General features: G+C 71.6%; 10 protein-coding genes and 1 pseudogene. 5 read left to right on the forward strand and 6 right to left on the reverse strand.

The genetic code is table 11. From position 1 onward, the window contains the following. Window positions 1–102: 102 nt before the first annotated feature. Both AB0M54_RS38880 and AB0M54_RS38885 read right to left on the reverse strand, forming a co-directional pair. The gene (locus tag AB0M54_RS38880) at window positions 103–378 is read right to left on the reverse strand and encodes a hypothetical protein (RefSeq protein ID WP_364319719.1); all 276 of its coding nucleotides are present in this window, start codon (window positions 376–378) and stop codon (window positions 103–105) included. Window positions 379–482: 104 nt separating this feature from the next. Continuing rightward, entirely contained in the window at window positions 483–1,244 is a 762-nt protein-coding gene (locus AB0M54_RS38885; RefSeq protein WP_364319718.1) for a hypothetical protein, read from the reverse strand. 125 nt (window positions 1,245–1,369) lie between these two features. On the opposite strand from AB0M54_RS38885, the pseudogene AB0M54_RS38890 reads away from it, so the two are divergent. Further along, a pseudogene (locus AB0M54_RS38890) lies at window positions 1,370–1,777 on the forward strand (N-acetyltransferase family protein); the annotation flags it as partial. A 215-nt stretch (window positions 1,778–1,992) separates the two neighbouring features. Here AB0M54_RS38890 and AB0M54_RS38895 read toward each other — a convergent pair. Further along, on the reverse strand, window positions 1,993–3,225 hold the full coding sequence (locus AB0M54_RS38895; protein WP_364319714.1) for an EAL domain-containing protein: 1,233 nt from the start codon (window positions 3,223–3,225) through the stop codon (window positions 1,993–1,995). Between the two features lie 137 nt (window positions 3,226–3,362). Here AB0M54_RS38895 and AB0M54_RS38900 point away from each other — a divergent pair, with 137 nt between their 5' ends. Further along, window positions 3,363–3,692 (forward strand): putative quinol monooxygenase, encoded by a 330-nt coding sequence (locus AB0M54_RS38900; RefSeq protein WP_364319712.1) that lies wholly within the window; start codon window positions 3,363–3,365, stop codon window positions 3,690–3,692. Here AB0M54_RS38900 and AB0M54_RS38905 read toward each other — a convergent pair whose 3' ends face one another. From AB0M54_RS38905 to AB0M54_RS38915, 3 genes are read right to left on the reverse strand one after another with little or no spacing between them, the layout of a single operon-like run. Further along, the gene (locus tag AB0M54_RS38905; protein WP_364476970.1) at window positions 3,693–5,063 is read right to left on the reverse strand and encodes a heterodisulfide reductase-related iron-sulfur binding cluster; all 1,371 of its coding nucleotides are present in this window, start codon (window positions 5,061–5,063) and stop codon (window positions 3,693–3,695) included. Beyond that, complete coding sequence (locus AB0M54_RS38910; protein ID WP_364476972.1) at window positions 5,063–6,415, reverse strand: FAD-binding oxidoreductase; 1,353 nt, start codon at window positions 6,413–6,415, stop codon at window positions 5,063–5,065. The genes AB0M54_RS38905 and AB0M54_RS38910 overlap by 1 nt, the downstream gene beginning before the upstream one ends. Continuing rightward, window positions 6,415–7,869, reverse strand: coding sequence for an FAD-linked oxidase C-terminal domain-containing protein (locus AB0M54_RS38915; protein ID WP_364476974.1), 1,455 nt, complete (start codon window positions 7,867–7,869; stop codon window positions 6,415–6,417). Before AB0M54_RS38915 ends, AB0M54_RS38910 begins: the two co-directional genes overlap by 1 nt. A 247-nt stretch (window positions 7,870–8,116) precedes the next feature. Between AB0M54_RS38915 and AB0M54_RS38920 the strand changes: the two genes are divergently transcribed. The 3 genes from AB0M54_RS38920 (at window position 8,117) to AB0M54_RS38930 (ending at window position 13,676) form a co-directional block, all read left to right on the forward strand. Then, window positions 8,117–9,202: a sugar phosphate isomerase/epimerase gene (locus AB0M54_RS38920; RefSeq protein WP_364319706.1), complete on the forward strand. Its 1,086-nt coding sequence runs from the start codon at window positions 8,117–8,119 to the stop codon at window positions 9,200–9,202. Window positions 9,203–9,212: 10 nt separating this feature from the next. Then, the gene (locus AB0M54_RS38925) at window positions 9,213–12,371 is read left to right on the forward strand and encodes a ThuA domain-containing protein (protein WP_364319704.1); all 3,159 of its coding nucleotides are present in this window, start codon (window positions 9,213–9,215) and stop codon (window positions 12,369–12,371) included. Window positions 12,372–12,602: 231 nt separating this feature from the next. Next, on the forward strand, window positions 12,603–13,676 hold the full coding sequence (locus AB0M54_RS38930) for a TIM barrel protein (protein ID WP_364476976.1): 1,074 nt from the start codon (window positions 12,603–12,605) through the stop codon (window positions 13,674–13,676). The last annotated feature ends 55 nt before the right edge of the window (window positions 13,677–13,731 follow it).

Here is a 13,731-nt window from a genome sequence, read left to right on the forward strand (position 1 = left end):
GGGACGCCGGCCGCCGCGTAGGCGACCGGCGGGACACGTCCCCCTCGGCCGTGTCCGTGGTGAGGGAGCGACCGAGGTGGCGGAAAGATACCCGGGTGTCGGTTATGCGACGACCGGCGGGATCGGCCGGCGCATCGAGTACGTCACCGAGGCGAGCCGATGAGGCTCGTTGATCACGTGGATGGCGGCGCGGTCGTACGACTGCCACCCCGCCGCCCCGGCCCGGTTGAGGTGCCGCAGGTCGTCGAACCGCTCGTCGGTGCCCCACCGCAGCACACCGCCGGGGTGGTGGAACGTCGCCGTCCAGTCCATGAACTTGTCCGCGCCGAAGGTGCCGGCCGAGCGGTATTCGAGCCTCGCGTATTCCCAGTTCGCCACGAGATCCATTATGCCGCCGCCTCCTTTGCGGACGCTCGGTGAATGGGCCTGAACAGTCCGCGGCGACGACCCGCAACGGCCGGCCCGGCGGGCCGCGGTGGACGCTAGCCGGTGGTCACGCTGAGCTGGGCCATGCCGGCGGCGGCGTCGAGGTCGACCCGGTTGCCGGCGCCGGACCAGTCGTCGGGGGTGAAGAGGGCGCCGGCCGCGACGCCGTCGTGGGACTGGCCGGCCAGCACCACCCGGCCGGCGCCGCTGCCGACCCGGACGCGGACCGGGATGCCGTCGGCCGAGTGCAGGGCGAACTGGTTGACGCCGCCGGTCAGCCGGACCGCCAAAGTGCCTTCCGGGCGCGGCAGCCGCAGGTCGAGCACGGTCCCGCCGTCGTACAGGGCCACCGCGCTGACCCGGGCGCCGGCCAGGTCGACGGTGCGCCGGTCGGCCGGGCCGTGCACGCCCAGGTCCCAGGTCACGCCGGGGGCGAGCAGCAGCTCGACCGGGCCGGCGGCCATCTCCAGCCGGATCCGGCCGCCGTCGTCGGTGGCGTGGCCGGCCGGGCGTACCCGGTAGAGCTCGCCACCCAGATCGGCCGTCCGCACCGTGATCTCGGTCCCGCCGACCACGTCGATCCCGGACGACGCGCGACGCGGCGTGGAGACGGCCGGCGCCTGGCGGTCCATCGAGAACACGATCAGCGCGCCGGCGACTGCCACCGCCAGCGCCAGGCCGGCCAGGAGCAGCCGCCGAACCCGCGGGGTGTGCAGTTCCGTTGCCGGCGGAGGCGGAGGGGGCGGCGGCAACGGGTCCGGCTTGCGTCCGGCGACCGGCATCTCCAACGTCGGGTTGTCCCACTCCGGTGCGGTCATGCCCCTCAGTACGGACAGCGGGGGCGCGCGGTTCGTTGTCCGGACGGGACAAGCGCCGGACGAGGGACCTCACGGGTCACCTCCGTCGTCCTCACCCCCACCCGGGCCGGCAGGATGATGGTCGCATGTCGTTGATCATCCGTGACGCCGGTTCCGAGGACGCCGCCGCCTGCGCGGCCATCTACCGGCCGTACGTGCTGGACACCGCGATCACCTTCGAGACCGAGCCACCGCCCGCCGCCGAGATGGCCCGTCGCATCGAGACCGCGAACGTCTCGCACGCGTGGCTGGTCGCCGAGTTCAACGGCAGGATCGTGGGGTACGCGTACGCCCGCCCGTTCGCCGTCCGGCCCGCCTACCGATGGTCGTGCGAGGTCAGCGTCTACCTCGAGACCGGCCTGCGGCGCACGGGGGCCGGCCGGGCCCTCTACGAGGCGCTGCTGCCACGGCTGGCCGGCCGCGGCTTCCGGGTCGCGGTGGCCAAGATGACCCTGCCCAACGACGCCAGCGAGGGCCTGCACGCCGCCCTGAACTTCCGCCCGGTCGGCGTCCACCGCCGGATCGGCTGGAAGAACGGCGCCTGGCACGACGTGGCGATCACCCAGCTCGATCTGGCCACCGACGATCTGGCGCCCCCACCGAGCCGACCTGATCGACCCGCGTCCGGGCCGGATGGCGGGGAACGGCCTGGAGCCGCACCCGGGCCGCCGAGATGGCGGGACCGTGTGTCCGGCGTACCGGAAAAGGGTTATGGGGCGGTGAGGCGGCCGACCATGGCGTGGGCGGCGGCGGTGACCAGGGCGCGGTCGTGGCTGACGGCGAACTCGAAGCGGCGGTCGGGGTCGGGGCCGGTGTCGCCGAGATCGCGGGCCATCAGGGCGGCCGAGGTGTGCGCGCCGAGGACGACGACGGTCCACTCGGCGGCCAGCGGGTCGCGCGCCGAGAGGGCGCCGCCGCGGACACCGGGGGCGGGGAACGCGGGCATGTCCACGCCCAGGGCCGCGACGAACGGCAGCCGGGCGGCGAGGTCGGTGAACCGGCGGACGGTGGACGGCTGGAAGAACGAGGCGTGCTCGAAGGCGGCGAGCAGGATCGGCGGGACCGCCTCCTGCGCCGCCATCAGCTCCAGCGTCTTCGACACCGGGACGAGCAGGTGCTTGGGGGCCTGCCGGATCCGCCGGTCGGCGCCGATCAGCTGGTACGGCGTCGTGTGCAGAGCCGCGCCGATCGGGCGGGCCGCGAACCGCTCCGGCGCGGGCGTCCACCGGTCGAGCCGGCGCTCGCCCCGCCCCCACAGCCAGCCCTGCCCCAGGGTCGCCCCCAGCACCAGCGCGCGGGTGAGGTCCTCGGGAACCTCGATGCCCTCGGCGACGACCTCGGCGCCGGCCTGTTCGGCGTACGCCCGGACCGCCCCGGCCACCGCGACCGTGGCCGGGTCCTTCACGGTGCGCAGCAGGCCCAGGTCGAGCTTGACCACCTCGGGGCGCAGCAGCGGGATGAAGGCCAGCGACTCGGGCTGGGCGCCCACGTCGTCCAGGGCGATGGCGCAGCCGGCGGCGCGCAGTCGTTCCGCGGCGGTCAGCATGCCGGCCAGGTCGTCGGCCAGCGCCCGCTCGGTGATCTCGACGACCACCTGGAGGTGCCCGGCCCGCCCGGCCAGGGTCTCGAGCACCATGTCGAGGTGCTGGGTCAGGGTGCTGGGCTCGAGGTTGACGAAGACGGTGAGCGGCCGCCCCTCGGACAGCGCGTCCGCGTCGGTCAGGGCGGTTCGCAGCGAGGCGTGTTCCAGGTCGGCGAGGCGCCCGGTCTCGTGCGCGGCGGCCAGCAGCGCCAGCGGCGAGTGCAACGGGGTGCCCGCGGGGCCGCGCATCAGGGCCTCGAAGGCCGGCACGGAGCCGGTGTCCACGTCGACGAAGGGCTGGAAGACGCACGACAGTCCGACGCCGGCTAGGACGTCGTCGCGCGTGGCTACGGCGCTCACCTCAGACTGATCGGCAGCTGCCCCCACAACCTTGAGCCTAGTGAACGATCAATCCGAACGACCGTGCCCCCGGCTGGTGCACGCCGGCCGCGGGCACGGAAGCATGGCATCCGACCGCACGAGCAGAAGGAGTCACGTTGATCTTCATCACCGCGAAGTTCCGGGTGAAGCCCGAGCACGCCGAGGACTGGCCGCGGATCGCCGGCCCGTTCACCGAGGCCACCCGGGCCGAGCCGGGCTGCCTGTGGTTCGACTGGTCCCGCAGCCTGGACGACCCGGCCGAGTACGTCCTGGTCGAGGCCTTCCGCGACGGTGACGCGGGCGGCGCCCACGTCACCTCCGCGCACTTCAAGCAGGCCCAGCTGGAGCTGCCGCCCTATCTCGCCGCGACGCCGAAGATCGTCAGTCAGACGATTGACCAGGACGACTGGTCGGAGCTGGGGGAGATGGCGGTCCCGAGCCGCTGATCAGCGGCCTGGTCCGGTCAACTCGGCGGTGCCGAGGTTGCGGATCGACGCGTCCAGCACCTGCGCGGTGTGCGCCAGCGCGATGCTCCCGCCGCGGCGGCGCACACCGGCCGCCACCTGCATCAGGCAGCCCGGGTTGGCGGTGACCAGCAGCTCGGCCCCGGTGGCCAGCACGCTGGTGGCCTTGCGGTCGCCCAGCTCGGCCGCCGGCGCCGGGTTCAGCACGTTCCACACGCCGGCCGAGCCGCAGCAGATCTCCGGGTCGGCGATCTCGCGCAGCTCCAGGCCGGGAATGCCGCTCAGCAGCGCGCGGGGCTGGGCGCGGACGCCCTGGGCGTGCCCCAGGTGGCAGGCGTCGTGGTAGGCCACGGTCAGCGGCAGCGGATGCCGCTCGGCCACCGGTCCCAGCTCGGTCAGCAGCTCGGAGACGTCGCGCACCCGCCCGGCGAAGGCGGCCGCCCGCTCGGCGTAGATCGGATCGTCGGCCAGCAGGACGCCGTACTCCTTCAGCGACGACCCGCACCCCGCGGCGTTGACCACGAACCAGTCCATGCCGCTGCCCTCGAAGGTGTCGATCAGCCGCCGCGCGAACCCCCGCGCCTCGTCACCGCGCCCGTTGTGCACGCTCAGCGCGCCGCAGCAGCCCTGGCCGGCCGGCAGCACCACGTCGCAGCCCTCGGCGGCCAGAATCCGGACGGTCGCCGAGTTCACGTCCGGGAAGAACGCGCTCTGCACACAGCCGGTGAGCATCCCGACCACCGCCCGCCGCGGCCCCCGGGCCCGGACCAGCGCCGGCGGCCTGGGCACCCGGCGCAGCCGCGGCGCCAGCGAGTCGAGCGTGGCCAGCGTCGGCGCCAGCCGCTCCAGCAGCCCCGTCCGCGCGACCAGCCGCTGCAGCCCGCTCGCCTGATAGATCCGCAACGGCCCTTTCAAGAGCCTCAACCGCTTCGGGTACGGGAACAGCGCGAAAATCGCCTTCCGCAGCGCCCGCTCCTTCGCGCTGCGCGGGTGCCGCCGCTCGACCTGGGCCCGGGTGTCCTCGATCAGCCGGTCGTACTTGACCCCTGACGGGCACGCGGTCACACAGGACATGCAGCCCAGGCAGTTGTCGAAGTGCTGCACCATGCTCGGGCTCAGCGGCTCCCCGGTCAGCCCCTGCGACATCAGATGGATCCGCCCGCGCGGCGAGTCCATCTCCTCGCCCCAGAGCACATAGGTCGGGCACGTCGGCAGGCAGAACCCGCAGTGCACACAGTCCGACAGCAGCTCCCGCGACGGCGGATGGTCGTCGTCAAAGGCCCGGACCGGCCCCAGCACGTCGCGCGGCGCCGCCGTGGGTTCGCTGCCGTGCGTGGCGTCGATGTCGGCCATCAGATCCCTCCCACGAAGCGCCCGGGCGCGAACAGCCCCTGGGGGTCGAACTGGTCCTTCACCCGCCGCATCAGCTCCAAACCACCCACCGGCCCCCACATGTCCAGCCTGTCGCGCACCGTGGCCGGAGCCGTGAGGACGACGGCGTGGCCGCCCGCTCGGGTGGCGGCCTCGCGCAGACGCGCGACCGCATGTCCTACCTCTTCACCCCTTTGCTCTGCGCACTCATACTCACCCCCTGCGGGCCGGCCGGGAGCACCGCCGGCCGGCTGGCCGGCCGCCTCGCCAGGCGCCGGTCCCTGGTCAGCGGCCTGGGCGGGCGGATGTGAAGCGTTCCTCTCAGGCTCGCTTTGCTCTGCGCACAAATACGTACCGGGTAGTCCCGCGTACAGGACTCCGGAGGCGGCGGAACCGCGGATGGTCAGGGGGAGAGAGGTGTCCAGGGCGGCCGTGAACAGGTCGGGGACGCGGGAGAGGGAGGCGGTCAGCTTGATCCCGACGTCGCCGGGGCCCCACGGATAGGTGCCCCACCACGAGGGGTGTTGCCTGTACGCGCTCAGAGCAAAGGGGGCGGGGGAGAGCAGTTCGGCGAGGACCTCGGCGCGGTGGCGGACGCCTTCGGGGGTGCCCTCGACGAGGACGGCCACCTCGAGGTCGCCGGACGGCGGGGCGTTGACCTCGACCGCGGACGGCACCACCTGGGCGTCCAGCACCGCCGCGACCAGGCGGCCGGCGGCGGCCGGGGACGGGGCGGTGGCGGTGACGAACGCCGAGGCGAACGGGCGCGGGTGCAGGCGGAACGCGCATTCGGTGATCAGCCCGAGCGTCCCGTACGAGCCGGTGTACAGCTTGCCCAGGTCGTACCCGGCGACGTTCTTGACGACCTTGCCGCCGGAGCGTGTGACCGTGCCGTCGGCCCGGACCACCTCGATGCCGATGAGCAGGTCGCGGGCCGTTCCGTAGAGGACGCGGCGGGGGCCGCTGACGTTGGTGGCGACGGTGCCGCCGATGGTGGCGCCGGGCAGCGGCGAGTCGAGGGCCAGTTGCTGGCCGGGCAGGTCGAGGTCGTCCAGGCGGGTGCCGGCGCCGAGCACGGTGATCAGGTCGCCGGCGGCGTGCTCGCGGACGCCGGCCAGGCGGTGGGTGTCGATGATGAGGTCGAGCGCGCGGGGCGGCGTACCCCAGTCGATCTTGGTGGCTCCGCCCCGCACCACCACGGTGAGCCCGGCCGCGGCTTTGACCAGCGCGGACGCCTCGGCGGTGGACGCCGGAGCGGCGACCAGCCGGGCCCGGACCCCGCCCACCACGTCGTCGTCGCCGGCCGGCCGGGTCAGGTCGTCGAGCTGGGTCATCAGAACACCTCCGCGATGCCGGCCTCCTGCAAGGGGTGTGCGCCCTTGTGCCGGCCGGGCACCTCGCCGCACAGCCGCGGCGTCGGGAACACCTTGCCGGGGTTGGCCAGCCCATCGGGGTCGAACGCGCAGCGGACCAGCTGCATGGTGTCGAGGTCGTCGTCGGTGAACATCCGCGGCATGAACCGGGCCTTGTCCATGCCGACGCCGTGCTCACCGGTGATCGAGCCGCCGAGCTCGATGCAGATCTCGAGGATCGCCCCGGAGACGTCCTCGGCGCGTTCGGCCTCGCCGTCCACCGCGTCGTCGAAGAGCACCAGCGGGTGCAGGTTGCCGTCGCCGGCGTGGAACACGTTGGCCACCCGGACACCCTTGGCCGTGGCCAGGTCGGCGATCCGGTTCAGCACCTCGGTCAGCGCGGTCCGCGGGATCACGCCGTCCTGCACGATGTAGTCGGGGCTGATCCGGCCGACCGCCGCGAACGCGGACTTGCGGCCCTTCCAGATCAGGACCCGCTCGGCCTCGTCCGCGGCGACCCGGATCTCGAACGAGCCGGCCTGCTCGCACAGGGACACCACCTGTTCGAACTGGGCCGAGACCTCGGCGGCGGGACCGTCCAGCTCGACCACCAGCACGGCGCCGGCCCCGTCCGGATAACCGCAGCGCACGGCCGCCTCGGCCGCCTCGATGGCCAGCGCGTCCATCATCTCGATGGCCGCCGGCACCACCCCGGCGGCGATGATCGCCGAGGTCGCGGCGCCGGCCTCGTCGGTGGAGGGGAAACCGGCGAGGAGGGTACGCACGGACTCCGGCCGCCGCACCAGACGTACGGTCACCTCGGTCGCCAGGCCCAGCGTTCCCTCCGAGCCGACGAACGCGCCGAGCAGGTCGTACCCGGGGGCGTCCGGCGCGTCCCCGCCCAGCCGGACCAGGTCGCCGCGGGGCGTGACCACCTGGGCGCCGACCACGTGGTTGGTGGTGAAGCCGTACTTCAGGCAGTGGGCGCCGCCCGAGTTCTCGGCCACGTTGCCGCCGATCGAGCAGATCTGCTGGCTGGACGGGTCGGGCGCGTAGTAGTAGCCGTGCGGGCGGGCGGCCTTGCTGACGTCCAGGTTGATCACGCCGGGCTGCACCACGGCGCGTTCGTCGGCCGGGCGTACGTCCAGGATGTCGCGCATCTGCGAGGTCACCAGCAGCACCCCGTCGGCGTGCGGGAGGGCGCCGCCGGACAGGCCGGTGCCGGAGCCGCGGGCGACCCAGGGCACCTTGGCCCCGACGCAGGCCCGGATCACCGCCGCGCACTCCTCGGCGGTGTGCGGCAGCACGACCAGCGCCGGGACCACCTTGTAGTGGGCGAGGCCGTCGCACTCGTAGGTCCGCAGCCGCTGCCGGTCGCTGATCACCCGGTCGTTGCCGAGGAGCCCGCGCAGCACCGCCGCAAGATCATCGATCATGCCGTCCTCCTCACGCCCAACCTAACCGTCACCGGACGACTACGGATACTTTTGTCTGAATCGATGAAAGTTGTGCGTTCGGATCGTCAACTTCTTTGTTAGGCGGTCTTTCTTTTCACTTTGGACCGGGATAGCGTCTCGACCAGACGTAACACATTCGACACAGCTTGTTCTCAGGTCCACTTCGGACCCTCCCTTGAAACGATTCGCCAGCGGCCGACGAGCCGCCATCGAAAGGTGGGCACCCATGAGTGAGGCAATCCAGAAGGCGCCGGTCAGCCGGCGGAAGTTACTGGCCACCGCGGCCGGCGCCGCGGCCGCTCTCGGCGCGGCCGGTCTCCCGGTCCTGCAGACCGCCAAGCCGGCCATCGGCGAGGCCAAGCTGCACGCCGAGCCCCTGATCCCGGCGCAGAACCGGGGCATCATCCTGTACAGCGTGCGGGACCGGATCTCGGCCGCCCCCGACACCACCGGCGTCCCGTACGGCTTCGAGCGGGTGCTCGCCCGCATCGCCGAGCTCGGCTACAAGGAGGTCGAGTTCGCCGGCTACACGCAGAACACGGCGATCCTCGGCCGGCAGATCACCCCGGAGGAGATCCGGAAGATCCTGGACGACAACGGGCTGGTCGCCAACGGCACGCACACCTCGATCAACGCGGCCACCTTCCAGCAGCAGCTCGACATCGCCGAGACGCTGGGCATGAAGAACATCGGCACCGGCTCCGACCCGACCGGCAGCGCGTACCAGTCCGACTGGGACGCCGCCGCCGATCTGTGGAACACCCTCGGCGCCCAGGCCCGGGAGCGCGGGCTGCGGCTCTACACCCACAACCACGACGCCGCGTACGGGTTCCTGCTCGACGCCGGCCCGCTGGACGCCAACGGCCGCCCCACCCGCTCGTCCGGCATCCGCAAGCTCGAGTACTTCATGGCGAGGACCGACCCCAAGAACGTCTTCTTCGAGCTGGACATCTACTGGGCGTACGTGGCGCAGTACCGCTTCAAGACCTACGTGAACTCGGCCGGGAAGACCCGCACCGACATCTTCGACCCGATCCTGACCGTGGCCAACCGCACCAAGCGGTTCCCGCTGTTCCACGCCAAGGACGGCGACCGGGACACCAGCCAGTCCGCCGGGTACGTGATGACCCCGCTCGGCGAGGGCGACATCAACTTCCAGCAGTTCTTCGAGACCATCGGCGAGCCCGAGTTCCACCACGCCAACTGGGAGATGGACACCGCTCCCGGCGGCACCGCCAACCCGGGGCAGTCGCTGGCCTACGCGGACCTGAGCTACGACAACATGTCCGCCCTCTCGATCTACAAGCGCTGAGGCGGCCGGCATGCGTCGCTGGTTCCCCCTCTTCGCAGCGATCGTGGTCGCCTCACCTCTCGCGGTCGCCGCCCCGGCCGCTGCCCACGACGAGTACCAGGTGCTCGTCTTCACCAAGACCGACGGGGTCCGCCGCGAGTCGATCGACAAGGGCGTCAACGCCATCCGTACGCTCGGCGCGGCCAACCACTTCAGCATCGACGTGACCCAGAACGGCACCGCCTTCACCGGGGAGAACCTGGCCAACTACCGGGCCGTGGTCTTCCTGAACACCACCGGCGACGTGCTCACCGCGCCGCAGGAGCAGGCGTTCCAGGAGTACGTGACCGACGGCGGCGGGTATGTCGGCGTGCACGCGGCGGCCGAGACCGAGCCCTCGTGGACGTTCTACCGCAACCTGGTCGGCACCGGGGTGGCCGGGGTCGCGTCCACCGGCGCCGGAACCGTCGAGGTCACCGACCGGGTCCACCCGGCCACCCGGCCGCTCGCCCGGCAGCTGAGCCTCGCCGAGGAGTGGTACACCTACTCCACCAACGTGCGGGGCGCCTCCCACGTGCTGGCCACGGCGTTCAACGCCCCGGTCGCCTGGTGCAAGGACTACCAGGGCGGCCGCTCGTTCTACACCGGCCTCGGGCACAGCTCCGACACGTACGCCAACGGGGCTTTTCGAAAGCACCTGCTCGGCGGCATCCAGTGGGCCGCGGGTGACGCCGCCGGCGACTGCGGCGCCACGGTGACCTCGAACTACGAGAAGGTCATCCTCAACGACGAGCCGGGCGAGCCGATGACGCTCGCGGTGCTGCCCGACGGCCGGGTGCTGCACAACACCCGGAGCGGCCAGATCCGGCTCTACGACCCGGCGACCGCGGCCAGCCCGGTGATCACCACGGTCGAGGTCTACCAGCACGACGAGGACGGCCTCCAGTCGGTCACCCTCGACCCCGACTTCGCCACCAACAAGTGGGTCTACCTCTACTACGCGCCGAGGCTGAGCACCCCGGCCACGGACGCGCCCGCGACCAGCACCAACCCGGCCGCCTGGGACGTCTACCGGGGCTACAACCAGCTGTCCCGGGTCAAGTTCGTCGAGGAGCCCACGCCCCACCTGGACATGTCCACCGAGCAGAAGATCCTGCAGGTGAACACCGACCGGGGCATCTGCTGCCACGTGGCCGGCGAGGTCAAGTTCGACGGCAAGGGCCTGCTCTACCTGGTCACCGGCGACGACACCAACGCCGGCGGCTCGGACGGCTTCACGCCGATCAACGACGCGCCCACCCAGGGTCCCGGCTACGACGCCCAGCGCTCGGCCGGCAACACCAACGACCTGCGGGGCAAGCTGCTGCGCATCAAGGTCAAGCCGGACGGCGGCTACACGATCCCGGCCGGCAACCTGTTCCCCGAGGCGCAGGACACCGACAACAAGACCCGTCCGGAGATCTTCCTGATGGGCCTGCGGAACCCGTTCCGGTTCGACGTGGACGCCCGCGGCTGGGTCTACATCGGCGACTACTCGCCCGACTCGCAGACGCCCAGCCCGACCCGCGGGCCCGAGGGCACCGGCCGGTGGATCGCCGCCAACAAGGCGGGCAACTACGGCTGGCCGTTCTGCGTGAGCCCGTCGCTGCCGTACTTCGACTACGACTTCACCACGCGTACGCCGGGAGCGGCTTTCAATTGCGCGGCGCCCAAGAACCTCTCGCCGCGCAACACCGGTCGGACGACGCTGCCGCCGGTGCAGCAGTCCGAGTTCTGGTACACCTTCCAGGCCCGGACGACCTGCGCCGAGGCGTACCTGAACACCCCGCCCACGCCCTGCGACTTCAAGTGGCCGGTGATCGGCACCGGCGGCGTCGGCCCGATGGGTGGTCCCGCCTACCACTTCGACGCCGGCCTGGCGTCGGACGTGAAGTTCCCGGAGTACTACGACGACAGCGTGGTGTTCGGGGAGTTCAGCCGGGACAAGATCTTCATGATGCGTACGAACGGAGCCGGCGGCCTGACCGGGGTGGAGCAGTTCCTGCCCGGTGTGGTCTTCGACAACCCGATCGACATGGAGTTCGGGCCGGACGGCAGCCTCTACGTGCTCGAGTACGGCGACGGCTTCTTCACCGCCAACCCGGACGCCGCGCTCTCGGTGGTGCGGTACGTGAAGGGCACCCGGTCGCCGGTGGCCAAGCTGTCCGCCACCCCCGACAACGGACCGGCCCCGCTGACCGTGCGGTTCTCCAGCGCGGGTTCGGCCGACCCCGACCCGGGCGAGGCGATCTCGTTCGCCTGGGACTTCCAGAGCGACGGCACCGTCGACTCGACCGAGGCCGACCCCTCGTTCACGTACACCCAGAACGGGGTCTACAACGCCAAGCTCACGGTCACCGACTCGAGCGGTAAGACGGCGGTGCTGACCCATGTCGTCACGGTCGGCAACACCAAGCCGACGATCACCGTCACCTCGCCGATCGACGGCACCTTCTTCAATTGGGGCGACACCGTGCCCTGGACGGTGACGGTCACCGACCCGGAGGACGGTCCGATCGACTGCTCCCGGGTCACCGTGTCCTTCGTGCTCGGCCATGACAGCCACGGCCACGGCATGAGCGACGCGACCGGATGCTCGGGCTCGTTCGTCTCACCGTCGGACGGGGCGGACCACGCCGGCGGCTACCTGTACGGGGCGATCAGCGCCACGTACACCGACCTGGGCGCCAACGGCCAGCCCGCGCTGACCGCGGTCGACCAGTCGGTGCTGCCGACGTGGCGTCAGCAGGCCGAGTACGCGCAGGTCAAGAACAACGTGACGGTCGCCAGTACCGGTGACACCGGTGGCGGGCAGCACGTGAACGGGATCGACCCGGGCGACTCGATCGCCTTCGACCCGATCAACCTGGGCGGGGTCGCCTCGGTGGCGCTGCGCTACTCGGGCGGCTCGGCGGCCACGGCCGGGCAGCCCCGGGCCACGGTCGAGGTCCGCCTCGACAGTCCCACCGGAACCGTTGCCGGCACCGGCACGCTCAACGCCACCAGCGGCAACACGGCGTTCGCCACCCAGTCCGTACCGGTCTCCGCGTCCGCCGGCAGTCACCAGCTCTACCTGGTGTTCCGGCCGGTCAGCGGGGGTCCGGCCACCGGCCTGGCCAACCTGAACTGGGTCGAGTTCGCTCCGGCCTGACCCGGGTCCAGCGCTCGCCGGGGGCTGTCGCCACCCCCGGCGAGCGCTCCGGCCGTACCCGTCTAAAGCTTTTGTCGCTCAGTTAAGAAGTTAGATCTACAAATGAAGAACTTTGTCGATCAGCCATCTTTCTTTTCGTCGAAAGCCCGGCTAGCGTCCCGATACGTAACAAGGTCGACACAGGCTGTTGGTTTCTGTCCTCTTCGGATCCACCCCGGAAGGTGCACAGACATGGATGAACGCAAGCCCGGTTGGGGCCGCCGCAAAGTGCTCGCCACCGCGGGCGCGGCCGCCGCCGCCCTCGCCGCCGCCGGCCTCCCGGTGATCAGCACCGGCGGCGCCGCGCTGGGCGAAGGCAAGCTCCGGGCCGAGCCGCTGATCCCGCCGAACCGCCGCGGCATCATCCTCTACAGCGTCCGCGACCGGATCCAGGCCGCGCCCGACAACTCCGGGGTCCCGTACGGCTTCGAACGGGTCCTCGCCCACCTGGCCTCCGTGGGGTACAAGGAGGTCGAGTTCGCCGGGTACACCCAGCACACGTCGATCCTCGGCCGGCAGATCACCCCCGCCGAGATCCGGAAGATCCTCGACGACAACGGGCTGGTCGCCAACGGCACCCACACCAACATCAGCCCCGGGTCGCTCGACGCCGAGATGGACATCGCCCAGACCCTCGGCATGGCCCACGTCGGCACCGGCGGCGACCCCAGCGGCAGCGCCTACCAGGCCGACTGGGACCGCGCCGTCGACGACTGGAACGCGATGGGCGCCCGGGCCAAGGCGCGCGGGCTCAAGCTCTACACCCACAACCACGACACGGCGTACGACTTCCTGCTCGACGCCGGTCCGTTCGACGGCAACGGACGCCCCACCCGCTCCACCGGCATCCGCCGCCTCGAGTACTTCCTGGCCAAGACCGACCCCGAGCTGGTCTACCTGCAGATGGACATCCTCTGGGCGTACCTGGCCCAGCACCGCTTCCGCACCTACACCAACTCGGCCGGCCAGACCCGATCGGACGTCTTCGACCCGATCCTCACCGTCGCCAACCGGCCGCGGCGCTTCCCGCTGTTCCACGCCAAGGACGGCGACCACACCGCCAACGGCTACAACGAGACCCCGTTCGGCGAGGGCGACATCAACTTCCAGCAGTTCTTCCAGACCATCGGGCTGCCGGACTACCACCACGCCAACTACGAGATGGACGACGCGCAGCTCGGCGGGTCGGCCGACCCGGGCAAGAGCCTGCGCATCGCCGAGCAGAGCTACGACAACATGTCGGCGCTCACCATCTACACCAGATAGTCACCACCCTCCCCGGGGTCGCCGGCGTCGCCCGGGCCCCGGGGACCGGCCCCCC

The sequence above is a fragment of the Actinoplanes sp. NPDC051470 genome, assembly GCF_040682035.1.
Classification (GTDB): domain Bacteria; phylum Actinomycetota; class Actinomycetes; order Mycobacteriales; family Micromonosporaceae; genus Actinoplanes.